The sequence below is a fragment of the Pseudomonas migulae genome (assembly GCF_043225285.1).
GTDB lineage: Bacteria > Pseudomonadota > Gammaproteobacteria > Pseudomonadales > Pseudomonadaceae > Aquipseudomonas > Aquipseudomonas migulae_C.
In genome coordinates this window covers 1,298,362-1,322,929 of record NZ_CP171224.1, presented here as the reverse complement: position 1 = coordinate 1,322,929, position 24,568 = coordinate 1,298,362, and the positions used below count along the sequence as shown (strand labels likewise).

Sequence of the window (24,568 nt, the reverse complement as noted above, 5' to 3'; positions counted from 1 at the left end):
CCCGCGCCGCGACCGGCATCAGCCGTCGCGGCGTTTTGCCATTTACACCACCGTTCTTCCTGAAAGCGGTGCTGACATCATTTATTAAGGAGCGCATTCATGGCTGTTGGTCTTGGTCCTTTGCCAACGTTGCACCCGGTTGCCGGTTTTGAACTCGGTATCGCCTCGGCCGGCATCAAGCGCCCGGGGCGCAAGGATGTCGTGGTCATGCGCTGTGCCGAAGGCTCCACCGTTGCCGGCGTGTTTACCCTTAACGCTTTTTGCGCCGCGCCGGTGATCCTGGCCAAACAGCGCGTGCAGGGGCCAGTGCGCTACCTGCTGACCAACACCGGCAATGCCAACGCCGGCACCGGCGAACCAGGCCTGGCTGCCGCCGAGCGCACCTGCGCCAAACTGGCTGAACTGACCGGCGTCGATGCCAGCCTGGTGCTGCCTTACTCCACGGGTGTTATCGGCGAACCGCTGCCGGTCGAGAAGATCGAAGGCGCGTTGCAAGCCGCCCTTGACGACCTGTCGGTGAACAACTGGGAAGCTGCCGCCACCGGCATCATGACCACCGATACGCTGCCAAAAGGCGCCAGCCGCCAGTTCCAGCACGACGGCGTGACCATTACCGTCACCGGCATCAGCAAGGGCGCGGGCATGATCCGTCCGAACATGGCGACCATGCTCGGCTACATCGCCACCGACGCCAAAGTTGCCCGCGACGTCCTGCAAAACCTGCTGCTGGACGGCGCCAACAAGTCGTTCAACCGCATCACCATCGACGGCGACACCTCGACCAACGACTGCTGCATGCTGATCGCCACCGGTCAGGCTGCGCTGCCGGAAATCACCTCGGCGAGCGGAGAATTGTTCGCCAAGCTGAAGCAGGCCGTATTCGAAGTGTGCATGGACGTCGCCCAGGCCATCGTTCGCGACGGCGAAGGCGCGACCAAGTTTGTCACCGTGGAAGTCAACGGCGGCGGCAATCACCAGGAATGCCTGGACGTCGGCTACACCGTGGCTCACTCGCCGCTGATCAAGACCGCACTGTTCGCGTCCGACCCGAACTGGGGCCGCATCCTCGCCGCCGTCGGCCGCGCCGGCGTGCCAAACCTGGATGTGAGCAAGATCGACGTGTTCCTCGGCGAAGTGTGCATCGCCAGCAAAGGCGCGCGCGCATCGACTTACACTGAAGCCCAGGGCGCGGCGGTGATGCAGCAGGAAGAAATCACCATCCGTATCGAACTGGGTCGCGGCGATTGCAGCGAAACCATCTGGACCACCGACCTGTCCCACGAATACGTGAAGATCAACGCCGAGTACCGTACGTAAGACCGAGTTGACCCAATCGCGAGCAGGCTCGCTCCCACAGGGGATTGCATCTTATCTGTGGGAGCGAGCCTGCTCGCGAAGGCGGCCGACCAGACACTAAAGCTTCTGGCCTGTTCCACTTACCAAAAGGCGTCCGAACATGAGCCTCCACCTGATCATCGGCGACAAACTGCTTTCCTCCTGGTCCCTGCGCGGCGCACTGGCACTCGACCTGGCCGCCGCCCCGTACACCGAAGAACTCATCAAGCTCAACCAGCCGGACACCCGTGAACGCCTGCTCAAGCATTCGCCGACCGGCAAAGTTCCGTTGCTGAAAACCGCACACGGCACCATCGCCGACTCGTTGGCAATTGCCGAGTACCTGGCCGAACAGTTCCCCGAAGCGGGTCTCTGGCCCAAGGATGTCGCCGCCCGCGCACAGGCACGTTCGGCGTGCGCGCAGATGCACGCCGGCTTCTTCGCGATGCGCGGCAACATGCCGTTTGACCTGAGCCGCGACGCACCGTTGTCGCCGGTCCCGGCTGACGTGCAGGCAGACATCGAACGCATGCAGGCCTTGTGGGCCGAATGCCGAGCCGCTTCGAACGAAGCCGGGCCGTACCTGTTTGGCCGCGCGACTCTGGCCGACGCCTTCTTCGCCCCGATTGCCGTGCGCCTGCGCACCTATCAGGTGAAATTGCCGGCGGTGGACGAGGCCTACATCGAAACGATCTACCAATGGCCGGCCTTCAAGGCCTGGCAAAAGGCAGGTCTGGAGGAGATCGGGCAGTGAAACGAGTACACGTAGCCGCTGCGGTGATCCGCGATAACAGCGGCAAAATCCTGATTGCCCGCCGTGCCGACACTCAGCATCAGGGCGGCCTGTGGGAATTTCCCGGTGGCAAGGTCGAGGCTGACGAGTCGGTCGAAACCGCGCTGGCCCGTGAACTTCACGAGGAGCTGGGGATTGTGGTCGGCGCGGCACGACCGCTGATCAAGGTTCGTCATGACTACCCGGACAAGCAGGTTTTGCTGGATGTCTGGGAAGTCTCTGCCTTCACCGGCGAACCCCATGGCGCCGAAGGGCAGCCTTTGGAGTGGGTCGCGCCGCGTGATCTGTTGGCCTACGAGTTTCCGGCGGCCAATCAGCCAATCGTGGCCGCCGCGCGTTTGCCCGCGCAGTATCTGATCACCCCGGAAGACCTGGAAACCCCGGCCTTGCTGCGCGGTATCCAGAAGGCCATTGCCGGCGGGATCAAGCTGATCCAGCTGCGCGCGCCCAACGGCTACGACCCAAAGTACCGCGACCTGGCGGTGGATGCAGCGGGGCTGTGTGCCGGCAAGGCGCAGTTGATGATCAAGGGGCCGTTCGAGTGGCTCGGCGATTTCCCTTCGGCAGGCTGGCACATCACATCGGCCCAACTGCGCAAATACGCGGCGGCCGGCCGCCCTTTGCCGGCGTCGCGCTGGTTGGCGGCGTCCTGCCATAACGCCGAGGAGCTGGCGCTGGCGGAACAGATGGGCGTGGACTTTGTGACCCTGTCGCCGGTGCAGCCGACCTTGACGCACCCGGGGGCTGAGGCGCTGGGGTGGGAGCAGGCTTCGGCGTTGATCGAGGGTTTCACCAAACCGGTGTTCCTGCTTGGCGGTGTCGGGCCGACAGAACAGCAGAAAGCTTGGGCGGCGGGTGCCCAGGGTGTGGCGGGGATTCGCGCGTTCTGGCCGGATTCTCTGGTGTAGCTACCGGCCTCATCGCCGGCAAGCCGGCTCCTACAGGGTTACGCGAACTCCTGTAGGAGCCGGCTTGCCGGCGATGGCGTCCTGAAGGGCGCCAATTAAACCCCAGGTTTCGCCGCCGGCTGCCACAAAATCTCCGCAATCCCCTGCCGCTTGGCAATCAACCGCGCCACCACAAACAACAGATCCGACAATCGATTGATGTACGCCAGGCCAACCCCGGCCAGTGGCTCAAGCGCATTCAAATGCTGGCATCGCCGCTCGGCACTGCGCGCCAGGCTCCGGCACACATGGGCCTGGGCAATCAGCGCGGACCCGCCCGGCAGAATGAAATTCTCCAGCGGTCCCAACTCTTCATTCCACACATCGATCGCCGCTTCCAGGCGCTCGATCTCGGCCGCATTCAGCGCCTGATACTCCGGCATCGCCAGTTCGCCACCTAGATCGAACAACCGATGCTGACAGGGCGCCAGCACCTCGATGACTTCGTTCAGCCCTGGAAACTGCTCACGCTCCGCTTCCAGCCCGGCCAACAGCACGCCCACCTGGCTGTTCAGCGTATCGACCTCGCCAATGGCCTCGATTCGCGGGTGATCCTTGGGCACACGGCGGCCGTCGCCCAGTCCGGTTTCGCCCTTGTCGCCGGTGCGGGTGTAGATCTTCGACAAGCGAAAGCCCATGGTTACCTCGATAACTGATTGAATTCTTGAGAGACAAGCGGGGTGCTCGCCAGCGGCAGACGCAGGGTGAAACAGGTGCCTTGGCCCAGCGTCGATTGCACTTCCATCTGACCCTTGTGGTTGTTGGTGATGATGAAATAGGAAACCGACAGGCCAAGCCCGGTGCCCTGGCCGATTTCCTTGGTGGTGAAGAAGGGCTCGAAGGTGCGTTTGCGGACGTTTTCGCTCATGCCGATGCCGTTGTCCTCGACCTGGATTTCCGCCCACGGCGGATTCAGCTTCGTGCGCAGGATGATGCGCCCCGGCTCGCGGTCGTCTTCACGCTGGTGAATGGCTTGCGCGGCGTTTTTCAGCAGGTTGAGCAGCACTTGCTCAAGCTCGTTGGCGGTGCCGGGAACAGGGCCCAGCGCCGGGTCGAACTGGCGAATGATCGCCTGACCCTTGAAGTCGAAACCGATCGCCAAATCGAAATCGTTGCCGGCGATTTCCACGGCCTGATCGATCAGTGCCGGCAGATCGCACGGGGCCATTTGCCGGGTGCTGCGGCGACTGAAACTGAGCATGTGCGTGACGATCTTCGCCGCCCGGGCGCCGGCCTGCTGAATGCCATCGAGCAACTGCGGCACTTCACGTACTTTCAGGTACTCGTTGACCGTGTCCAGCTCGATGCCGATCTGTTCGGCTTGTTCGAGGTTCTTCGGCAGCTCCGGGGACAGGCGTCGGCGAATGTTCTGCACGTTGTGCAGGATCGCGCCCAGCGGGTTGTTGATCTCGTGGGCCATGCCGGCGGCGAGACCACCGACCGAGAGCATTTTTTCGGACTGCACCATCATTTCTTCAAGCGACAGGCGCTGGGTGATGTCGTCGATCCGGATCACCACACCGCGCCCGGCACCGCCCATCAGCGGGTAAAAGGTCAGGGCGTAATGCTTGGGCTCGTCGTCCTTCAGCCAGGTCACGCGCTCTATCTTCGCCACCGTGTGCTGTTCGACGGTTTGCTTGAGTTGCGGCAGAAATGGCTTGAGCGGTTCGAAGGCAAGGAAGATCGGCTGGTTCAGCGCTTCGTCCAGGCGCGTGCCGGAGAGGGCGCTGGCTTCCTGGTTCCATTGGGTCACGTAGAGCTGCTCGTCGAGGGCGATCAGCGCCGACGGCATGGAGTCGATGATGCTGTTGAGGTAATTCTGGAACCCGGTGAGTTTCTTCTCGATCTTGCTGCGCACCTGGACTTCGAGTTCCAGTTTGCGGTTGGTGTGCCGGGTTTCTTCAGCCAGGCCCTGGGCCTGGTCGTACGCGGCCTGGGAGTCGTCCCGCGCGCGTTTGAGTTGCTGCTCCCGTGCCTCGATACGCGAGAGCATGGTGTTGAAGGCCTCGGCGAGGCTGCCGATTTCGTCGTGATTGCCGCGGGAGGCGCGCAGGGCGTAGTTTTCTTCCCGCGTTACCTGGCGGGACAGCTCTTCCAGCTGATGGATCGGCCGGGTGATCAGGCGTTTGATCTGCCGGGCGATCACCAGCCACAACAGCACACTGAAGATCAGGATCCCGAGGCTGGCGGTCAACGTGCCCGTATAAAAGGCCATCGGCAATTCGCTGCTGGCGACCAGCAACAAATGACCGGGCGCGGTGCCGGGGCGGGGCAGGGTGATCAACTGATTGCTGCGAAACTCGGTAGCTTGCCAGGATTCGATGTGCCGGAAGCGCTCCGGAAGGTTCAAGTGATCGCCGCGTTGCAGCTGCGCCAGACGTTCGCCCTTGCCGTCATACAGGGCGGCGGCACGCAGCGGTGAGTAACTGTTGAGTTCATTGAGCAGGCGTTCGGCGCTTTGCGGCGACTGCAAGGCTTCGGCCACCAGGCTCGGGTTGGACACCAGCCGGCCGATGGTCTGCAGGGCCTGGGGCGCCATGCTTTCCTGGGAAATGTAATAAGCCGCGCTGATGAAGGTGAGGTTGGCGACCAGCAGAACGGTGGTCAACAGCACCAGCAGGGCGGCCAGCAGTTTCTGGCCGACCGGAAGGTTTTCAAGGCGCTGGCGCAATGGCATCAGTTTCATCGCTGAAAAGGAACAAGTGGCCAGCGTAGCCGCTGCTCAGTCGCTGGGCAATCCAAGGCTGTGCAGATGGCTGATCAGGCGCTGTTGCAACTGATTGAGGTGCGGCAGGTTCACTTGATGCCGCGCGGCCACTTTGCAGGCATAGCCCAGCAGGTAACTGATTTCGGTGCGGCGCTGATTCATGACGTCCTGGTACATCGAGGAGTAATTGGCGGCGGTGGCGTGGATCACCCGTTCCACTTCCGGCTGAAGGTTTTCGGCGGCGGCCGGCTGGCCGCAGCGTTCCAGCAGCTCGGTCAGTTCGCCGCAGAGGGTGGCAACTTCGCAATGGTGGTCCTGCAAGCCGCCGTTGCGGCAATCGTGTAGCACCGTCAGCGGATTGATCGCACAGTTGAGCGCCAGTTTTCGCCACAGTCGGGTCAGGATGTCGGTGCTCCACTCGTGGGGAATCCCGGCGGCGTCGAGGTCATCCAGCCAGATCGGCGCCACAGGATGCCCGGCATCTCCCAGCCAGGTGTAACCATGACCGGCAAACACCACCCGCCAGTCACCTTCGCGAAACGCGCCTTCGGTGCTCGACGCGCAAATACAGCGCGCCTGCGGTACCTGGGTCGCGACCGCGTCCTGACTGCCAAGGCCGTTCTGCAACAGGATCAATTCGGCGCCGGGTGCCAGGCGCGGCGCCAGACGGGCCACGGCCTGCTCGGCATCGTAGGCTTTGCAAGCCACCAGCAGGCGGTTGATCGGCTCTGCGCTGTCGACGGTTTCGCCGGGAATGTTCCAGGTGGTCGCTGCTCCGTGCTCAACCAATGTCAGACCGCCTGCGGCCTGATAGGCCTGCAGGCGCGTCGCATCCCGCACAATCAGCCGGACCGGCACCCCGGCCCGCGCCAGACGCGTCGCCCAAAGGGTGCCGAGGCTACCGGCGCCCAGCACATGCCAGGTGGTGGACATCAGCTTTTTGCTCTGTTTGAGGCGCGCATCGGAGGCTCGCAGTGAATGATGGGAAAGACCCGTTATAATCAGCGCGGATTTTAACCGCAAGCCAGGCGTGCTCCATCTTGATCGAGCGCGCCCTTTATTGGAGAGATTACATGCCGTCGTTCGACGTGGTATCCGAACTGGACAAACACGAAGTCACCAACGCGGTCGAGAACGCCGTCAAGGAACTCGATCGTCGTTATGACCTGAAAGGCAAAGGCAGCTTCGAGTTCAAGGAAAAGGACCTGACCGTCAACCTGACCGCCGAGGCCGATTTCCAGCTCGAAGCGATGATTGAGATCCTCAAGCTGGCGCTGGTCAAGCGCAAGATCGACGTGCAGTGCCTTGAGGTCAAGGACGCCTATGCGTCGGGCAAGCTGATGAAGCAGGAAGCCGTCCTCAAGGAAGGCATCGACAAGGAGCTGGCGAAGAAAATCGTCGCTCACGTCAAGGATGCCAAGCTCAAGGTCCAGGCCGCCATTCAGGGCGAGCAAGTGCGCATTACCGGCAAGAAGCGTGACGATTTGCAGGAAGCCATCGCGGCCCTGCGCGCGAAGACATTCGACATGCCGTTGCAGTTCAACAACTTCCGCGACTGATTTTTTCAGGCGGGAACCTCTCGGCGTTTTCGGCGTCCGAGGCCCAAGCAGCGGCAGAAAGGCTGCCCCCGAGCGGGAGCAGCCTTTCTGCCGCTTATTTTTTCGCGTGCCGTGTGGCCGGAAATCAGGAGAACGTAGATGGACTTGAATGCTGAAGTGGACAACCTGGTCAAGGCGTCCCAAGCCTGGATTCCGATGATCATGGAGTACGGCAGCCGTGTGCTGCTGGCTATCATCACGCTGGCCATCGGCTGGTGGCTGATCAATAAAGTGACGCAGAAGCTGGGTGGGTTGATCGCACTGCGTAATGCTGACCTTGCCCTGCAAGGGTTCATCAGCAGCCTGGCGAACATCATTCTCAAGGTGCTGCTGATTGTCAGCGTGGCGTCGATGATCGGCGTGGAAACCACCTCCTTCGTTGCGGCGATTGGTGCGGCGGGTCTGGCCATTGGCCTGGCGTTGCAGGGCAGCCTGGCGAACTTCGCCGGTGGCGTGCTGATTTTGCTGTTCCGTCCGTTCCGTATCGGTGACTGGATCGAAGCCCAAGGGGTTGCCGGCACTGTCGACAGCATTCAGATCTTCCATACCGTACTGCGTACCGGCGACAACAAAACCATCATCGTGCCTAACGGCAACTTGTCGAACGGCATCATCACCAACACTAATCGCCAGCCAACCCGCAAGGTCGTATTTGATGTAGGCGTGGATTACGAAGCGGACTTGCAGAAGGCCCGTGAAGTGTTGCTGGAACTGGCCAAGGACGAACGTATCCTGGCTGAACCGGCTCCGCAGGCTGTCATTTCTACGCTGGGCGACAGTTCGATCACTGTTTCCTTGCGAGTGTGGGTCAAGACGGCGGATTACTGGGATGTAATGTTCATGTTCAACGAACAGTCCCGCGATCGCTTGAAAACAGCGGGCATCGATATTCCGTTTCCACAGCGGGTAATTCGAGTGGTGCAGGAATCTGCGGTGCAGTAAGTAACAAACCGGAAACAAAAAAAGGCCCATCCGAAGATGGGCCTTTTTGTTTGTTACCGCAAACTAACTGGATGCGATTACAAAACGGACAGCGGGTAGTCGACGATCAGGCGGAACTCTTTCACGTCGCCTTCGCCTTCGTCGGAGTTAGCGAAGTGCCAAGCCTGACGAATACGGAAGGACAGATCTTTTGCCGGGCCAGACTGAACAACGTACTTGGCCTCGAAGTTGGTTTCGTTGTGTTTGCCATCTTCACCGTACAGACCGGTGTAAGCGCTGCCAGCTGGGGTATGGGTACCGTCGATGTCCCAACCTTTCACGTAACGGGTCATGAAGCTCAGACCAGGAACGCCGTACTCAGCCATTTTCAGATCGTAACGGATCTGGGCCGACTTCTCGCCAGGGGCGTTGAAGTCAGAGTACTGGATGGAGTTGGCGAGGAAGATCGAGTCGCCGCCACGGTTGTTCTTGCCGATACCGATGTAGTCGAACGGGGTATCGCCATTAACCTTCTGGAAGGCCAGGGTGATGGTGTGCGCTTTCAGGAACGAGAGAGCAGTGGCCAGCGAGAACGCGGTGTTGCTGATGTCACCGGCTTTCGCGTCACCGGTATCGGTGGTGCGGTAGATGTTGAAGTCAGTGTTCAACGAAGTGTCACCACCAAACGGGGTAGTGAGGTTCACGTTCGCGTAGTACTGGTTCCAGATATCTTCCAGCTTGGCGCCGTAGAGCGATGCGCTCAGGTTGTCGGTGATGCCGTACTTGCCACCGAAGTAGTCGATGGTGTTGGCTTCAACGCCAGCGTAGGTTGCATACAGGCCGCCGTCACGAGCGTTTTTGTCCTGGCTGGAACCCGAGTAGAAGTGACCGGCTTCGAGGTCAAGGTCTTTGACTTCGCTGCTCTGCAGTTGGAAACCGCTGGCAACTTGAGGAAGGATACGGGAACCGCCAACAGCAAACACTGGAGCAGTGCTTGGGGACATGTCGCCGACTTTCAGCTCGGTTTTGGAGACGCGGAATTTAACAGCAGCGCCGGCTTTACCCTGGCTATCGTTTACGTCGCGGCCGCCATTGGCGTTTACGGTGTCGCTACGGCTCATGTTGCCCGAACCGGAGGTGCCATCGCCGCCATCCAGTTTGATGGCCAGGTAGCCGAATGCATCAACGCCTACCCCAACAGTACCCTGGGTGTAACCGGAGCTGAAGTTGCCCCAGATACCTTGGGTCCAGTCTTTGACGTCACGGCCGCCATCTTTGTTGTCACGGTTGAAGTAGTAGTTACGAACCAGCAAGTTCAAACTGGCGTCGTCAACGAAACCTTTGGCTTCAGACTGGTCACTTACGAAAGGTGCGGCTGTTGCCACTTGGGTACTGGCTGCTGCTGCAACTGCCAGTGCGATCATGCTCCACTTCATCACGCGCATCGTGATTTGCTCCTTTGGTTTTAGAAGAGTACTGCCGTCCCACCTGTTTTATTATCTGGGCGGCTCTTTCTTTTTGTGTCGGCGCAAACTTATATCACGCCGACCATGTTGGCGATACTTGCGTACCTAACCTTTCAGCTTCTTTACGACCCTGTCGCAAATGGCTTGGTAGATGTCGCAAATTTAGAGCCCCAATGCAATCGGAATCACCACTACAGTGCTGTTTTCCAGGGCTTGAGCATCGGTAAAAAGAGTCCTTGGCGCAGCGTTTGAATCTCCATCGGGCAATCCTGCCACTGTTTTTATTGCCTTGAGGCTTCCGCTTCCCGCGGATGATCTGAAGGCGATGTGAGTGTGAATGCAACAAGCGTGCACAAATCAGCAATTCGCTGTTTTTTTTTCTGAACGCCTGCTTGTTACCGTAAAAACCTCATAAAACCGGGGGTTACAAGCACCTTTTGAAGGGGCTTGACGCCATGGTTTGCATCGTGTTGCACCTCCCTGGCCGACTGCGTGACAACCAAAAACGTTACCGGTTCACCCCGTCAGTGAGTAATTGGCGGATGCCCGACGCACTCAGCGTAGACGCACTGTGCGGTTTTGGTGCAAAAAATCTTATTCGCTGTACTGAATTCATACAGTAACCGCTGTCGCGGAGCGTGAACGGAGTCCGGTTTATCGGTCACTCCAGTATTTTTTACACAGTCTGCGGTTCTGTAATGGTGCGCTCTCGCGAAAAATGTCTCATGTCGGAGCGCCTGCATTGTGAATTGTCAGTGAAGGCGCGCCTTGAGATCGGTTCGTCGTGAAGCCGGCCACGTTCGCAGGTATGCTGCCGTCCTGTCGCTTGGTGCGCCGTCTCTCGGATGGGGCGCTAAGCTGAAATTGATGAGTAGCCGGGAGTGCGCGCTGTGTTCGCTTTAGATCCACGACTTCAACAAGACACGCTACCGATCGGGGATTTCCCGCTCAGCCGGTTGCTGTTGTCCAATGATTCGAATTACCCCTGGTTCATCCTGGTGCCGCGCCGCGACGATATCAGCGAGATATTTCAGTTGGATGTCGCCGATCAGCAGCAGCTGTGGCAGGAAACGACCGCGCTGGCGGAGTTGCTCAAGGACTCGTTCGACGCGGACAAGTTGAATGTCGCGGCTTTGGGCAACGTCGTCAGTCAGTTGCACATGCATGTGATCGTGCGCAAACGTGAGGACGCAGCGTGGCCAGCGCCGGTATGGGGTAAACACCCGGCCAGGCCCTACACGGCGGAGCAGATCGCGGCGATTCGCGAACGGTTGCGCCTGGTGCTGACCGATGATTTCACGTTTCTGGAGGGTTGAGTCATGAGCCTGGAAGAGCGCGTTATCGATCTCGAGAGTCAACTGGCGTTTCAGGATGACACCATCCAGGCGTTGAGCGATGTGCTGGCGACGCAGCAGCGCGCGGTGGAGCGTTTGCAGTTGCAAATGGCCGCCTTGCTCAAGCGGCAGGAAGAAATGGCCGGGCAGTTCGAAACCTTTGAAGAAGAAGCGCCACCGCCGCATTACTAGGCTGTCGGTACAAAGACAAGGCAATAAAAAACCGCGAACAGCCAGGCTGTTCGCGGTTTTTTTTAGCCTGAATCAGCGTCGCGGCAGTGCGGCGATCACGTCTTCGGCTTGCAGGCCCTTGTCACGGTTCATGACCGAGAATTCCACGCGCTGGCCTTCGACCAGGACGCGATGGCCTTCGCCACGAATGGCCCGGAAATGCACGAAAATATCATCGCCGGAGTCGCGGGAAATAAACCCGAAACCTTTGGACGTGTTGAACCACTTCACAGTACCGGTATCGCGGTTGCTCATGTCGTAGCTTGGCGAAGCGGTGGCTGGTGAGGATTTGTAGAAACTGATGGCCAGGTGCAGAAGTACGGCGATCAGGGCGGCGATCAGGCTGAACAGAACGGCAGGTTGACCGGCGATGACAGGCATCGGCGCGAGCAGCGTCAGGGTTTGCAGAACAACAGTCAGTACCAGCAGGGCGCTGACCAGATTTTGCAGTTGATGACGCGGACCTTTGTTCCAGTACGGGATGACCGGAGCGAGGGTGAGGTTGAGCAGGCCGAAAAAGGCCAGGTACAGAGCGTCGTGTTGTTGCAGGTAAGGAACAGCTTCGGATCCCAGGCTAGGGATGAAGGACAGCAGCAAGGCCGCTGCACCAATGAGCAGGTGGACGATTTTCAACATTTTGATTAACTCACGTTAAGACGGATCGCAAGGAAGAGCTGATCGGGCACGGTTCGCTTCGGAACAATAAGAGGCGTTGGGCACGCATCCGGTATCAGCCTATGCGCAACGCCCCGAAAAATGGGCGTTAGCGACACACTGCCTATTTAACAGCAAAGCTTGCAGCTACTCAAATCAGGGAGTCCAGCGGTGCTTCGGGGGCGATTTGTCGCAGGTCGCGGGGGGAATCCGGGCTGCGGTTCGCAGGCAGGCTTGCTAGAGTGGTCCTGCACCTGTTGGATGAAAATTCATCACCTTTAGGGGAAAAGCATGGCAATCGATATCGGTATCAGTGAAGAGGACCGCAAGTCCATCGTCGACGGACTTTCGCGTCTGCTGTCGGACACTTATGTACTTTATTTGAAAACCCATAACTTCCACTGGAATGTCACCGGTCCCATGTTCCGGACCCTGCACCTGATGTTCGAGGAGCAATATAACGAGTTGGCCCTGGCGGTCGATTCGATCGCCGAGCGAATTCGTGCGCTCGGCTTCCCGGCACCTGGCGCCTATTCGATCTATGCACGCCTTTCTTCCATCAAGGAAGAAGAGGGCGTGCCCTCGGCAGACGAGATGATCAAGCAACTTGTCGAAGGTCAGGAAGCTGTCACGCGGACTGCGCGGGGGATCTTCCCTCTGCTCGACAAAGTCAGTGACGAACCTACGGCCGACCTGCTGACCCAGCGTATGCAGGTTCACGAGAAAACCGCGTGGATGCTGCGTTCGTTGCTGGACTGATGTGTTTTCAGTGCGCGTATGACGCTGTCAGGCGTTGTTCGCGCGCTGTCCTTCGCAACCTTTGCCTTGAGTGATCTTGCTCTCGATGCTGTAGGACATTGTCCTGACTAGGACGGTCTCCATGATCCGCCTCGAGTTGTTGGCTTATCCTACGTTGATGGTCATAAAGTCGTCTGGATATAACTTTGCGCCTGCGCTTTTATAAAGCCCGCAACATGGCTGTTATGGAAACCCGGGATGGCAAAGGAGTGTCAACGGAATGGTTTATGAAGGCAGGTTGAACGAGGGGAGGGTGGGTCCGTTAAAGGATGTAAGGATCAATCCGTTTGTCAGCGAGTTCGATATGGGCCTGGCTCAGCCATTGTCCCGATCGGTACGTTTGAATGGTTTTGCCACCTGTTTGCGGCTTGAACAGGTTTATTGGGATATTTTGGCGGAAATGGCGCGGATCAATTGCTGCTCGATCAGCGCCTTGCTGTCTCATGTTGATCGCGAAGTGCATTTGCGCTACGGCGGGGTGAAGAACTTCAGCGGGCTGGTGCGGGTCGTCTGCGTCGTGCACAGCCTGAAGGAGGAGCGTTGCGGGGTGATGACCTAGTCATCGCGGCAGAACACGTCGAGTGTCGGTCTGTGCAGTCTTACGGCTGCACAGGCTGCATTTAATGGATATAATCCCGCTCTTTGCCGCAAGACCCAGCGTGTGCGGTAGCAATCTGATCGCCGAGACAACCCCCATGCCGATGTACGATTATCAATGTGCTTCCTGTGGTCATCAGTTGGAAGCCATTCAAAAGATCAGCGCAGCACCGCTGGTCGACTGCCCTGCCTGCCAGGCGCCAGAGCTCAAGAAGATGCTGTCCATGCCAGGTTTCCGCCTCAGCGGCACCGGCTGGTACGAAACCGATTTCAAGACCGGTTCCAAGAAGAATCTGGCCGGCGGCGACAAAGCCGACTAGGGTCTGGAACCTGAGTTGAACGACACGTGCGAGCTCTTGCATCAATCAGTGTTTGATGTGCGCAAGGCCTCCAACCGAATTTCGAATTACGAGAAGTGAAACCACGACCATGATGCGCAGCCATTATTGCGGCCAACTGAACGAAAGCCTGGAAGGCCAGGAAATTACCCTTTGCGGATGGGTTCACCGTCGCCGTGACCACGGTGGGGTGATTTTCCTCGATATCCGTGATCGTGACGGTCTGGCCCAGGTCGTGTTCGATCCGGATCGTGCTGAATCCTTCGCCGCCGCTGATCGCGTGCGCAGCGAGTACGTTGTGAAGATCACCGGCAAGGTACGCCTGCGTCCGGCCGGTGCCACCAACGCCAACATGGCGTCGGGCATGATCGAAGTCCTCGGCTACGAACTGGAAGTGCTGAACGAAGCGGAAACCCCGCCGTTCCCGCTGAACGAGTTCTCCGATGTCGGCGAAGAAACCCGCCTGCGCTATCGCTTCCTCGACCTGCGTCGTCCGGAAATGGCCGAGAAGCTGCGTCTGCGTTCACGCATGACCACCAGCATCCGCCGCTACCTGGACGAGAACGGCTTCCTCGACGTCGAGACGCCGATTCTGACCCGCGCCACCCCTGAAGGTGCCCGCGACTACCTGGTGCCGAGCCGTACTCACGCCGGTTCGTTCTTCGCCCTGCCGCAATCGCCGCAGCTGTTCAAGCAACTGTTGATGGTGGCCGGCTTCGACCGTTACTACCAGATCGCCAAGTGCTTCCGCGACGAAGACCTGCGCGCCGACCGCCAGCCTGAATTCACCCAGATCGACATCGAGACCAGCTTCCTCGATGAGAAAGACATCATGGGCCTGACCGAAGGCATGATCCGCAACCTGTTCAAGGAAGTGCTGGATCTGGAGTTCGGCGAGTTCCCGCACATGACCTTCGAAGAAGCCATGCGCCGTTACGGTTCCGACAAGCCAGACCTGCGTAACCCGCTGGAACTGGTAGACGTTGCCGACCAGCTGAAAGACGTCGACTTCAAGGTCTTCAGCGGCCCGGCCAACGATCCGAAATGCCGTGTCGCCGCCCTGCGTGTACCGGGTGCCGGTAGCATGCCGCGCAAGCAGATCGACGATTACACCAAGTTCGTCGGCATCTACGGCGCTAAAGGCCTGGCGTACATCAAGGTCAACGAGCGCGCCAAAGGCGTTGAAGGCCTGCAGTCGCCAATCGTCAAGAACATCCCTGAAGCCAACCTCAACGTGATCCTCGATCGCGTTGGCGCGGTCGATGGCGACATCGTGTTCTTCGGCGCAGACAAGGCCAAGATCGTCAGCGAAGCCCTGGGCGCGCTGCGGATCAAGGTCGGTAACGACCTGGACCTGCTGACCTGCAAGTGGGCTCCAATGTGGGTCGTCGACTTCCCGATGTTCGAAGAAAACGACGACGGCAGCTTCAGCGCCTTGCACCACCCGTTCACTGCGCCGAAGTGCACCCCGGAAGAGCTGGAAGCCAACCCGGCGACCGCACTGTCCCGTGCCTACGACATGGTGTTGAACGGCACCGAGCTGGGTGGCGGTTCGATCCGTATCCACCGCAAGGAAATGCAGCAGACCGTGTTCCGCCTGCTGGGCATCAATGAAGCCGAACAGGAAGAGAAATTCGGCTTCCTGCTCGACGCCCTGAAGTACGGCGCACCGCCGCACGGTGGCCTGGCTTTCGGTCTGGACCGCCTGGTAATGCTGATGACCGGCGCCCAGTCGATCCGTGAAGTGATTGCCTTCCCGAAAACCCAGAGTGCTGCCGACGTGATGACGCAAGCACCGGGTGTGGTGGATGCCAAGGCATTGCGCGAATTGCACATTCGTCTGCGCGAAACGCCAAAGGCTGAGTAAGGCTGACCGTAAAGGCGCATCCCTTAGGGGTGCGCCTTTTCTTCAGGTCGAGATTTTTTATTGCTGGCTGTCGCAGCGTGCGCAGCGGGCAATGTTTCAAAGAGAATTCGGAGCGAGTTATGGCGGGTCATTCGAAGTGGGCGAACATCAAGCACCGCAAAGAACGTCAGGATGCCAAGAAGGGCAAGATTTTCACCAAGTGGATTCGTGAACTGACTGTTGCTGCCCGTCAGGGCGGCGCTGATCCGGGCTCCAACCCGCGTTTGCGCCTGGCCCTGGACAAGGCGCTGGGTGCGAACATGAGCCGCGACATCATTGATCGCGCGGTGGCTCGCGGTGCCGGTGCTGCCGACACCGATGACATGGTCGAGCTGACCTACGAAGGCTACGGCCCTGGCGGCGTGGCGGTGATGGTCGAGTGCATGACCGACAACCGTAACCGCACCGCAGCGGCTGTTCGCCATGCATTCAGCAAGTGCGGTGGCAACCTCGGGACTGACGGCTCCGTGGCCTATCTGTTCGAACGCAAGGGGCAGATTTCCTTCGCGCCGGGCGTTGATGAAGACGCGCTGATGGAAGCGGCGATGGAAGCCGACGCCGATGACGTGGTCACCAACGAAGACGGCTCCATTGATGTGTTCACCTCGTTCGCCGGTTTCTACTCCGTGCGTAACGCTCTGGAAGCCGCTGGTTTCAAGGGCGATGACGCGGAAATCGTCATGCTGCCGACCACCAGTGCCGAACTGGACCTGGAAGGCGCCGAGAAAGTCCTCAAGCTGATCGACATGCTTGAAGATCTGGATGATGTGCAGAACGTCTACTCCAATGCGGATATCCCCGAAGCCGTGGCCGCACAGCTCGGTTAAGGGTGTCCCCTGTAGGAGCGAGCCTGCTCGCGAAAAACGTGAGAGCGCCGCGCTAATTCAGCTGCAGCGCGTTATCGTTAACGTCCATCGCGAGCAGGCTCGCTCCTACAGTGTTGTGGGTTCGCCACGCAAATTCATTACAACCCGCAGGCGTTATGACTTTAATTCTTGGCATCGACCCCGGTTCGCGAATCACCGGTTATGGCGTGGTGCGCGATACCGGGCGTGGCTGCGTCTACGTGGCGTCGGGCTGTATTCGCACCGGTTCCGGTGAGTTGCATGAGCGTCTGCAGATCGTTTATCGCGGCGTGCGTGAAGTCATCCAGACTTACGGCCCGGTCACCATGGGTATCGAAAAGGTGTTCATGGCCCGCAACGCCGATTCGGCATTGAAACTCGGGCAGGCCCGTGGCGCGGCAATCGTTGCCGGTGCGGAAGAGAGCCTGGAAATCGCCGAGTACACCGCCACTCAGGTCAAGCAGGCCGTCACCGGGACCGGTTCAGCCAACAAAGAGCAAGTCCAGATGATGGTCATGCACATGCTGAAACTGACGAGCAAACCGCAAATCGATGCCTCGGACGCCCTGGCGATTGCCATTTGCCACGCTCACACCCGCTCCAGCCTGCTGCCTCATGGCTTGGGCACGGCACGCAGTCGTGGCGGACGCCTGCGTCTCTGATAGCATCAGCAGTCATTTTTACGGAATGAGGGTTTTGCGCCTGTGTCGTCGGCGCAAAACCCTTGTTCTGTCAGTCGCCAGCACCGGTCTGGCCAACGCTCAAGGATCTGAAACGTGATTGGACGCTTGCGCGGCACTCTGGCTGAGAAGCAGCCGCCGCACCTGATTCTGGATGTAAACGGTCTGGGGTATGAGCTGGAAGTGCCCATGACCACGCTGTATCGCCTGCCGTCGGTCGGTGAACCGCTGACGCTGCACACCCATTTGGTCGTACGCGAAGACGCGCAGTTACTCTATGGTTTCGCCAGCAAGCGTGAGCGAGACTTTTTTCGCGAGTTGATCCGTCTCAATGGTGTAGGGCCGAAACTGGCGCTGGCCTTGATGTCGAGCCTGGAAGTCGATGAGCTGGTACGTTGCGTGCAGTCCCAGGACACTTCGGCGCTGACCAAGGTGCCCGGTGTCGGGAAGAAGACGGCCGAGCGTCTGTTGGTTGAACTCAAGGACCGCTTCAAGGCGTGGGAAACCGTGCCGGCGATGTTCGCTCTGGTGCCGAACCAGCCTGGCGGGCCTGATATTGCGCCGGTCGCCACGGCGGAAAATGACGCGGTCAGCGCGCTGATCTCCCTGGGCTATAAACCGCAGGAGGCCAGCAAGGCGATTTCCGCGATCAAGGAGAAAGGCTTGAGCAGTGAAGACATGATTCGTCGTGCCCTGAAGGGGATGATCTAAGTGATTGAAGCTGATCGTCTGATCGCCGCCACGCCGGGCCCTCGCGACCGCGAAGAAGTCCAGGACCGGGCAATTCGTCCTGTCAGCCTGGCTGAATACATTGGCCAGCCGACCGTTCGCGAGCAAATGGAGTTGTTCATCCAGGCTGCCCGCGGGCGTAACGAATCCCTGGACCACACGCTGATTTTCGGCCCGCCGGGCCTGGGCAAGACCACCCTGGCCAACATCATTGCCCAGGAAATGGGCGTGTCGATCAAAAGCACCTCGGGCCCGGTGCTCGAGCGCCCGGGTGACCTGGCCGCGCTGTTGACCAACCTCGAACCGCACGACGTACTGTTTATCGACGAAATCCATCGGTTGTCGCCGATCGTCGAAGAAGTGCTGTACCCGGCCATGGAAGACTTCCAGCTCGACATCATGATCGGCGAAGGCCCGGCGGCCCGGTCGATCAAGCTGGATCTGCCGCCGTTCACGCTGGTGGGGGCGACGACGCGCGCCGGCATGCTGACCAACCCGTTGCGTGATCGCTTCGGCATCGTTCAGCGCCTCGAGTTTTACAGCACGGCTGATCTGGCGACGATTGTCAGCCGCTCCGCCAATATCCTCGGCTTGCCCCTGGACCCGGAGGGCGCCTTCGAAATCGCTCGCCGTGCCCGTGGCACGCCACGGATCGCCAACCGCCTGCTGCGGCGGGTGCGTGATTTCGCCGAAGTCCGGGCCAAGGGCCATATCACCAAGCCGATCGCTGATCTCGCATTGAATTTGCTGGATGTCGACGAGCGTGGCTTCGATCATCAGGACCGGCGTCTGCTGCTGACCATGATCGAGAAGTTCGACGGTGGGCCGGTCGGCGTCGACAGCCTGGCTGCCGCGATCAGCGAAGAACGCCACACCATTGAAGACGTGCTGGAGCCGTACCTGATCCAGCAGGGCTACATCATGCGTACCCCGCGGGGGCGGGTTGTGACCCGGCACGCCTACCTGCACTTCGGGTTAAACATTCCGTCACGATTGGGCGAGATGCCCGTCGTAGACGAGTTCCTTGATGCCGTGGACGATTAATTAACTTTTGCGCGCTGATTTTTCGGGCATTGTGCTGTCCTAGGACCGTAGTTTTGCCAGAAAGCCGCGAATCAATGAAAAACAGTTGCCTGGCCGGATTGGCAACCTGAGGAGTAAGCACTAGAGTATGCGCGCGCAAAACGGGCTTGAGCCGTTCGCACATCGTTGTCGCGTTTATTACGAGGACACCGATGCGGGCGGCATCGTGTATTACGTTAATTACCTCAAGTTTATGGAACGGGCTCGAACCGAGCGGCTCCGGGAGCTGGGCTTTGCCCAATCCCAGCTGGCAGGGGAGGACCTGTTGTTTGTCGTGCATTCCAGCGAAGCGCGTTACCACGCGCCGGCGCGACTGGACGACGAACTGCTGGTAAGCGCTGAAGTAATCGAATTGAACCGTGTCAGCCTGCGCTTCAAACAGCAGGTCAGGCGAGCCACGGATAATGTGCTGCTCTGCGAAGGGCAGTTTCTGGTGGCCTGTGTGCGCACTGAAAGTTTGAAACCCCGGGCCATTCCCGAAGCTCTACGTGCGGCCTTTGCCGACGTGAGCGGCGCGGGTACACACTCAAAGCAGGAGATAAAGCGTGGAAGCTAACGTCGTCGACCATTCCTCCATGTGGAGCCTGGTCAGCAATGCCAGTATCGTGGTGCAACTGGTAATGCTGACCCTGGTAGCCGCATCGGTGACCTCATGGATCATGATCTTTCAGCGCAGCAACTTGCTGCGCGCCGGTCGACGTGCCCTGGAGAGCTTTGAAGAGCGCTTCTGGTCGGGTATCGACCTGTCCAAACTCTACCGTCAGGCCGGCAGCAACCCTGATCCGGATTCGGGCGTCGAGCAAATCTTCCGTGCCGGTTTCAAGGAATTCTCCCGTCTGCGCCAGCAGCCAGGCGTTGACCCGGAAGCGGTCATGGAAGGCGTGGCCCGTGCCATGCGCGTAGCGATCTCCCGCGAAGAAGAAAAGCTCGAGCAGAGCCTGCCGTTCCTCGCCACCGTCGGTTCCGTCAGCCCGTACATCGGTCTGTTCGGTACGGTCTGGGGCATCATGAACTCCTTCCGTGGCCTGGCCTCTGCCCAGCAAGCGACCCTGGCCACCGTGGCCCCTGGTATCGCCGAAGCACTGATCGCCACCGCGATCGGTCTGTTCGCCGCCATCCCGGCTGTTATCGCCTACAACCGTTTTGCCGCTCGCAGCGAAACGCTGATCGGCCGTTACTACACCTTCGCCGACGAGTTCCAGGCGATCCTGCACCGCAAAGTGCACACCAGCGAAGAATAAGCAGGTAATTTCCAATGGCTTTAATCGCTCGAGCTCGCAAAAAGCGCAAGCCGGTCGCCGAGATGAACGTGGTGCCTTACATCGACGTGATGTTGGTGCTGCTGGTCATCTTCATGGTGACCGCGCCGATGCTCAATCAGGGCGTGAAAGTTGATCTGCCCAAGGTTTCCAGCGAAGCCTTGCCGCAGGACAACAACACCCAGGTCCTGACCATTTCGATCAAGGCTGACAAGACCTACTACTGGAACCTTGGCAGCGAAGTCGACACGCAAAAGCAGCAGGACAAGGCAATGACCTTGCCGCAGATGACTGACGCCGTGACCAAGATCATTCGCGCCGGTACCGAAGGCGGCAAACGCACCCAGGTGTTCATCCGCGGCGACAAGACCGTCGATTACGGTTCGGTCATGGGTGCCATGGGCGGGTTGCAGAAAGCCGGAGTCGGTAACGTTGGCCTGATTACCGAGGCGCCCTGATGCAGCAATTGCGAGAGCCAACCGCCTCGGAAAGCTACTTCTGGCCTAGTGTCTGGGCGATTTTCCTGCACGTGCTGGTTTTCGGCATGCTGTTCGTCAGTTTTGCCTTCACACCGGAGCTGCCGCCGGCCAAGCCGATTGTCCAGGCGACCCTGTACCAGCTGAAGTCGAAAAGTCAGGCCACCACCCAGACCAATCAGAAGATTGCGGGTGAAGCGAAGAAATCCGCTGCGCGCCAGACCGAAGTCGAACAGCTGGAACAGAAGTTGATCGAGCAGGAAGCGATCAAGGCTGCGGAACAAAAGAAGGAAGATGCGGCTCAAAAAGCCGAAGAATCCAAGAAAGCCGACGAGACCAAGAAAGCGGAAGAGGCTAAAAAGGCTGATGAAGCCAAAAAGGCCGATGAAGCGAAGAAGACCGCCGAAGCCAAGAAGGCCGAAGAGAAACAATTGGCTGATATAGCCAAGAAGAAATCTGAAGAGGAAGCCAAGAAGGCTGCTGAAGAAGAGGCCAAGAAAGCGGCCGCTGAAGAAGCGAAGAAAAAGATCGTCGAAGACGCGAAGAAGAAAGCCGCGGAAGACGCCAAGAAGAAATCTGAAGCTGAAGAGGCGAAGAAGAAAGTCGCCGAAGACGCGAAGAAGAAAGCTGCTGCCGATGCTGCGAAGAAGAAAACGCAGGAAGCGGCACGTAAATCCGCCGAAGAGAAAAAGGCCCAGGCCCTGGCAGATTTGCTTTCCGACACGCCTCAGCGTCAGCAGGCCTTGGCGGATGAGCAGGGTGACGAAGTCGCCGGCAGTTTCGATGATCTGATTCGAGTGCGTGCAGCGGAAGGCTGGGCCCGCCCACCTTCGGCCCGTAAAGGTATGACGGTCCAGTTGCAAATCGGCATGTTGCCGGACGGTACGGTGACTTCGGTCAGTGTGAACAAGTCCAGTGGCGACGGTCCGTTTGACGCTTCGGCTGTAGCGGCAGTGAAGAATATTGGACGTTTGACAGAAATGCAGGGAATGAAGCCGAGCGATTTTGCTCCGTATCGTTCATTCAAGATGACATTCACACCTGAGGATCTAGCCCCGTGAGAAACCTCCTTCGAGGAATGCTCGTCGTGATCTGCTGCATGGCAGGGATCGCGATGGCAGATGAAAAAAACATTCTGGTCACCAGCGGCAGCGATCGGGCAACCCCGATCGCCGTTGTACCGTTCGGCAACCAGGGCGGCAGCGTACTGCCGGACGACATGGCCGAAATCATCGGTAACGACCTGCGCAATTCGGGTTACTACTCGCCGATTCCAAAGCAGAACATGATCAGCCAGCCGAGCCAGGCCAGCGAAATCATCTTCCGTGACTTCAAGGCACTGGGTGCCCAGTACGTCATGGTCGGCAGCATCGCTCCGGCGGGCGGTCGCCTGCAGGTTCAATACGCTTTGTTCAACGTCGCGACCGAGCAGCAAGTGCTGACCGGCAGCGTCTCGGGCAGCGTTGATCAACTGCGCGACATGTCGCACTACATCGCGGACCAGTCGTTCGAGAAACTCACCGGTATCAAAGGTGCATTCTCGACACGCCTGCTGTACGTGACGGCCGAGCGTTTCTCCGAGAAGAACACGCGCTACACCCTGCAGCGTTCGGACTATGACGGTGCCCGCGCCGTGACTCTGCTGCAATCGCGCGAGCCGATCCTGTCGCCGCGTTTCGCACCGGATGGCAAGCGCATCGCTTATGTTTCTTTCGAGCAGAAGCGTCCGCGCATCTTCATGCAGAACATCGACACCGGCCGCCGTGAACAACTGACCAACTTCGAAGGCCTCAATGGCGCGCCAGCCTGGTCGCCGGATGGTCAACGCCTGGCGTTGGTCCTGTCGAAAGACGGTAACCCGGATATCTATGTGATGAACCTGGGTTCGCGTCAGCTGAGCCGTGTCACCAACGGTCCTGGCATCAACACCGAACCGTTCTGGGGCAAGGATGGCAACACCCTGTATTTCACCTCCGACCGTGGCGGCAAGCCGCAAATCTACAAAACCAGTGCGAGCGGCGGCGGTGCGGAGCGTGTGACTTTCGTCGGCAACTACAACGCCAATCCGAAGCTTTCGGCTGATGAAAAGACCCTGGTGATGATTCACCGCCAGGACGGCTTCACTAATTTCAAGGTGGCGGCCCAGGATTTGCAGCGCGGAAGCGTAAAAATCCTCACTGATAGCACTCTGGACGAGTCGCCTACTGTTGCGCCCAACGGCACCATGGTAATCTACGCCACCCGCCAGCAGGGCCGGGGAGTCTTGATGCTCGTGTCCATTAATGGACGCGTAAGGCTCCCGCTTCCTACCGCACAAGGCGAAGTCAGAGAACCTTCCTGGTCCCCTTACCTGAACTGACGCGGCGCTTTACGTTTTACTTAACACACTGGGGTTCATTAGGAGTTTCACGATGGAAATGCTGAAGTTTGGTAAATTTGCTGCGCTGGCTCTGGCCATGGCTGTAGCTGTAGGTTGCTCGTCCAAAGGCGGCGACAACGCCGGTGAAGGCGCTGTTGATCCAAACGCTGGTTACGGCGCTAACACTGGTGCCGTTGATGGCTCCCTGAGCGAAGAAGCTGCTCTGCGCGCAATCACCACCTTCTACTTCGAATACGACAGCTCGGACCTGAAGCCAGAAGCCATGCGCGCTCTGGACGTTCACGCCAAAGACCTGAAAGCTAACGGCGCTCGCGTTGTTCTGGAAGGCAACACCGACGAACGTGGTACTCGCGAGTACAACCTGGCACTGGGCGAGCGTCGTGCGAAAGCCGTTCAACGCTACCTGGTACTGCAAGGTGTTTCCCCAGCTCAGCTGGAACTGGTTTCCTACGGCGAAGAGCGTCCAGTTGCTACCGGCAACGACGAGCAGTCCTGGGCTCAAAACCGTCGCGTCGAACTGCGTAAGTAATTCGTCATGCGAACGTGCCGTCGTGCTGTAACTGTTTTGGCTCTCAGTCTCGCACCGCTTGCGGTGTGGGCTGCGGTTCCTGTGGTCGATAATGACTCCGGCTATAACAATAGCGGGAGCAGTTATCCGCCTGCGGGTTACGGTACGAACGGCGCCTATGCCGGGGGAGGGGTTTCGACTCCTGTCTCGGCACAGGGCCAGCTGTTCAACCAATTGCAACAAATGCAGGATCAGATCTCGCGCCAACAGGGTGTGATCGAAGAACTGCAAAATGATGTAGCGCGCATGAAGCAGGAAAACCTGGAGCGATATCAGGATCTTGATCGGCGCATAGGATCCGGCGTTGCACCAGCCGCGACTCCTGATAATTCTTCAACCGGTGGCGATTTGAACGCCCCCGGTGCAGCCGCTGGCGCAGGTGCAGGAGCGGCCGCCGCTCAAGCCCCAGCCGCGGGTAGCGAACCGGCTGATCCGGCGAAAGAAAAACTGTACTACGATGCAGCCTTCGACCTGATCAAGGCCAAGGATTTCGACAAGGCCAGCCAGGCTTTTGCCGCTTTCCTGCGCAAATACCCGAACAGCCAGTACGCGGGCAATGCTCAATACTGGTTGGGCGAAGTGAACCTGGCCAAAGGCGATCTGCAAGGTGCAGGTCAGGCATTTGCCAAGGTTTCGCAGCTGTACCCGAAGCACAACAAAGTGCCTGACTCGCTGTACAAGCTGGCTGATGTAGAGCGCCGCCTTGGTCATCCCGACAAGGTCAAAGGCATTCTGCAGCAGGTTGTGTCCCAATATCCGGGCACTTCCGCCGCTCAGTTGGCCCAACGCGATCTGCAGCGCATGTAAGCCTGTTTGACCCGTTTTGAAGAAACCCGCGCTTGCCGCGGGTTTTTTCGTTAGAATTCACGCCCTTTTTATGAAACACGCTTTTTGGGATCTGCGCATTGGCGGGGTTCCTTGAA

At 59.0% G+C, this 24,568-nt stretch carries 27 protein-coding genes; 22 read left to right on the top strand and 5 right to left on the bottom strand.

Going from position 1 to position 24,568, the window contains the following annotated elements; genetic code table 11:
* Positions 1–99: 99 nt before the first annotated feature.
* The 3 genes from argJ (at position 100) to ACF6ZU_RS06150 (ending at position 3,036) form a co-directional block, all read left to right on the top strand.
* Positions 100–1,317 carry a bifunctional glutamate N-acetyltransferase/amino-acid acetyltransferase ArgJ gene (argJ, locus tag ACF6ZU_RS06160; protein WP_392890971.1) on the top strand — a complete coding sequence of 406 codons (1,218 nt, stop codon included), beginning with the start codon at positions 100–102 and terminating at the stop codon, positions 1,315–1,317.
* A gap of 139 nt (positions 1,318–1,456) precedes the next feature.
* On the top strand, positions 1,457–2,089 hold the full coding sequence (locus ACF6ZU_RS06155) for a glutathione S-transferase family protein (RefSeq protein ID WP_392890970.1): 633 nt from the start codon (positions 1,457–1,459) through the stop codon (positions 2,087–2,089).
* Positions 2,086–3,036 carry a Nudix family hydrolase gene (locus ACF6ZU_RS06150; protein WP_392890969.1) on the top strand — a complete coding sequence of 317 codons (951 nt, stop codon included), beginning with the start codon at positions 2,086–2,088 and terminating at the stop codon, positions 3,034–3,036. The genes ACF6ZU_RS06155 and ACF6ZU_RS06150 overlap by 4 nt, the downstream gene beginning before the upstream one ends.
* A 95-nt stretch (positions 3,037–3,131) precedes the next feature.
* Here the strand turns inward: ACF6ZU_RS06150 and ACF6ZU_RS06145 are convergent, their stop codons facing one another.
* From ACF6ZU_RS06145 to ACF6ZU_RS06135, 3 genes are read right to left on the bottom strand one after another with little or no spacing between them, the layout of a single operon-like run.
* The gene (locus ACF6ZU_RS06145) at positions 3,132–3,713 is read right to left on the bottom strand and encodes a cob(I)yrinic acid a,c-diamide adenosyltransferase (RefSeq protein ID WP_392890968.1); all 582 of its coding nucleotides are present in this window, start codon (positions 3,711–3,713) and stop codon (positions 3,132–3,134) included.
* Positions 3,714–3,715: 2 nt separating this feature from the next.
* Positions 3,716–5,752, bottom strand: coding sequence for a sensor histidine kinase (locus ACF6ZU_RS06140; protein WP_392890967.1), 2,037 nt, complete (start codon positions 5,750–5,752; stop codon positions 3,716–3,718).
* Between the two features lie 45 nt (positions 5,753–5,797).
* Positions 5,798–6,715, bottom strand: a complete 918-nt coding sequence (locus tag ACF6ZU_RS06135; RefSeq protein WP_392890966.1) for a putative 2-dehydropantoate 2-reductase — start codon at positions 6,713–6,715, stop codon at positions 5,798–5,800.
* A 140-nt stretch (positions 6,716–6,855) separates the two neighbouring features.
* Between ACF6ZU_RS06135 and ACF6ZU_RS06130 the strand changes: the two genes are divergently transcribed.
* Together ACF6ZU_RS06130 and ACF6ZU_RS06125 are read left to right on the top strand one after the other, a co-directional pair.
* Positions 6,856–7,341 (top strand): YajQ family cyclic di-GMP-binding protein, encoded by a 486-nt coding sequence (locus ACF6ZU_RS06130; protein WP_018926510.1) that lies wholly within the window; start codon positions 6,856–6,858, stop codon positions 7,339–7,341.
* A 138-nt stretch (positions 7,342–7,479) separates the two neighbouring features.
* Entirely contained in the window at positions 7,480–8,322 is an 843-nt protein-coding gene (locus tag ACF6ZU_RS06125) for a mechanosensitive ion channel family protein (RefSeq protein ID WP_392890965.1), read from the top strand.
* A 77-nt stretch (positions 8,323–8,399) separates the two neighbouring features.
* On the opposite strand, the gene ACF6ZU_RS06120 is transcribed toward ACF6ZU_RS06125, so the two are convergent.
* Complete coding sequence (locus tag ACF6ZU_RS06120) at positions 8,400–9,746, bottom strand: OprD family porin (RefSeq protein ID WP_392890964.1); 1,347 nt, start codon at positions 9,744–9,746, stop codon at positions 8,400–8,402.
* A 911-nt stretch (positions 9,747–10,657) separates the two neighbouring features.
* Here ACF6ZU_RS06120 and ACF6ZU_RS06115 point away from each other — a divergent pair.
* Both ACF6ZU_RS06115 and ACF6ZU_RS06110 read left to right on the top strand, forming a co-directional pair.
* Positions 10,658–11,083: an HIT domain-containing protein gene (locus ACF6ZU_RS06115; RefSeq protein WP_392890963.1), complete on the top strand. Its 426-nt coding sequence runs from the start codon at positions 10,658–10,660 to the stop codon at positions 11,081–11,083.
* A 3-nt stretch (positions 11,084–11,086) separates the two neighbouring features.
* Positions 11,087–11,293 (top strand): SlyX family protein, encoded by a 207-nt coding sequence (locus ACF6ZU_RS06110; protein WP_392890962.1) that lies wholly within the window; start codon positions 11,087–11,089, stop codon positions 11,291–11,293.
* Between the two features lie 72 nt (positions 11,294–11,365).
* Here the strand turns inward: ACF6ZU_RS06110 and ACF6ZU_RS06105 are convergent, their stop codons facing one another.
* Positions 11,366–11,968: a cold shock domain-containing protein membrane protein gene (locus ACF6ZU_RS06105; protein WP_392890961.1), complete on the bottom strand. Its 603-nt coding sequence runs from the start codon at positions 11,966–11,968 to the stop codon at positions 11,366–11,368.
* A gap of 309 nt (positions 11,969–12,277) precedes the next feature.
* Here ACF6ZU_RS06105 and ACF6ZU_RS06100 point away from each other — a divergent pair, with 309 nt between their 5' ends.
* From ACF6ZU_RS06100 to ybgF, 15 genes are all read left to right on the top strand, one after another.
* Complete coding sequence (locus tag ACF6ZU_RS06100) at positions 12,278–12,745, top strand: Dps family protein (protein ID WP_392890960.1); 468 nt, start codon at positions 12,278–12,280, stop codon at positions 12,743–12,745.
* A 259-nt stretch (positions 12,746–13,004) separates the two neighbouring features.
* Positions 13,005–13,343 (top strand): ribbon-helix-helix domain-containing protein, encoded by a 339-nt coding sequence (locus ACF6ZU_RS06095; protein ID WP_392890959.1) that lies wholly within the window; start codon positions 13,005–13,007, stop codon positions 13,341–13,343.
* A gap of 136 nt (positions 13,344–13,479) precedes the next feature.
* Positions 13,480–13,701 carry an FmdB family zinc ribbon protein gene (locus tag ACF6ZU_RS06090; RefSeq protein WP_010457489.1) on the top strand — a complete coding sequence of 74 codons (222 nt, stop codon included), beginning with the start codon at positions 13,480–13,482 and terminating at the stop codon, positions 13,699–13,701.
* A 109-nt stretch (positions 13,702–13,810) separates the two neighbouring features.
* Positions 13,811–15,586 carry an aspartate--tRNA ligase gene (gene aspS, locus ACF6ZU_RS06085; RefSeq protein ID WP_392890958.1) on the top strand — a complete coding sequence of 592 codons (1,776 nt, stop codon included), beginning with the start codon at positions 13,811–13,813 and terminating at the stop codon, positions 15,584–15,586.
* A 119-nt stretch (positions 15,587–15,705) separates the two neighbouring features.
* The gene (locus ACF6ZU_RS06080) at positions 15,706–16,452 is read left to right on the top strand and encodes a YebC/PmpR family DNA-binding transcriptional regulator (protein WP_392890957.1); all 747 of its coding nucleotides are present in this window, start codon (positions 15,706–15,708) and stop codon (positions 16,450–16,452) included.
* Between the two features lie 155 nt (positions 16,453–16,607).
* Complete coding sequence (gene ruvC, locus ACF6ZU_RS06075) at positions 16,608–17,132, top strand: crossover junction endodeoxyribonuclease RuvC (protein WP_258699405.1); 525 nt, start codon at positions 16,608–16,610, stop codon at positions 17,130–17,132.
* Between the two features lie 114 nt (positions 17,133–17,246).
* On the top strand, positions 17,247–17,861 hold the full coding sequence (gene ruvA / locus ACF6ZU_RS06070; protein WP_008027783.1) for a Holliday junction branch migration protein RuvA: 615 nt from the start codon (positions 17,247–17,249) through the stop codon (positions 17,859–17,861).
* Complete coding sequence (gene ruvB / locus ACF6ZU_RS06065) at positions 17,862–18,923, top strand: Holliday junction branch migration DNA helicase RuvB (RefSeq protein ID WP_008027785.1); 1,062 nt, start codon at positions 17,862–17,864, stop codon at positions 18,921–18,923.
* Between the two features lie 127 nt (positions 18,924–19,050).
* Entirely contained in the window at positions 19,051–19,518 is a 468-nt protein-coding gene (gene ybgC / locus ACF6ZU_RS06060; RefSeq protein ID WP_392890956.1) for a tol-pal system-associated acyl-CoA thioesterase, read from the top strand.
* Positions 19,508–20,203 (top strand): protein TolQ, encoded by a 696-nt coding sequence (gene tolQ / locus ACF6ZU_RS06055; RefSeq protein WP_392890955.1) that lies wholly within the window; start codon positions 19,508–19,510, stop codon positions 20,201–20,203. Before ybgC ends, tolQ begins: the two co-directional genes overlap by 11 nt.
* 23 nt (positions 20,204–20,226) lie before the next feature.
* Entirely contained in the window at positions 20,227–20,679 is a 453-nt protein-coding gene (tolR, locus tag ACF6ZU_RS06050) for a protein TolR (protein WP_162491085.1), read from the top strand.
* Entirely contained in the window at positions 20,679–21,758 is a 1,080-nt protein-coding gene (gene tolA, locus ACF6ZU_RS06045; RefSeq protein ID WP_392890954.1) for a cell envelope integrity protein TolA, read from the top strand. The genes tolR and tolA overlap by 1 nt, the downstream gene beginning before the upstream one ends.
* Before the next feature lie 17 nt (positions 21,759–21,775).
* A complete protein-coding gene (tolB, locus tag ACF6ZU_RS06040) occupies positions 21,776–23,056 on the top strand; it encodes a Tol-Pal system beta propeller repeat protein TolB (protein WP_392893716.1) in 1,281 nt (426 codons plus the stop codon).
* 52 nt (positions 23,057–23,108) lie between these two features.
* Positions 23,109–23,606: a peptidoglycan-associated lipoprotein Pal gene (pal, locus tag ACF6ZU_RS06035; RefSeq protein WP_008027793.1), complete on the top strand. Its 498-nt coding sequence runs from the start codon at positions 23,109–23,111 to the stop codon at positions 23,604–23,606.
* A 6-nt stretch (positions 23,607–23,612) separates the two neighbouring features.
* Complete coding sequence (gene ybgF, locus ACF6ZU_RS06030; protein WP_392890953.1) at positions 23,613–24,452, top strand: tol-pal system protein YbgF; 840 nt, start codon at positions 23,613–23,615, stop codon at positions 24,450–24,452.
* The last annotated feature ends 116 nt before the right edge of the window (positions 24,453–24,568 follow it).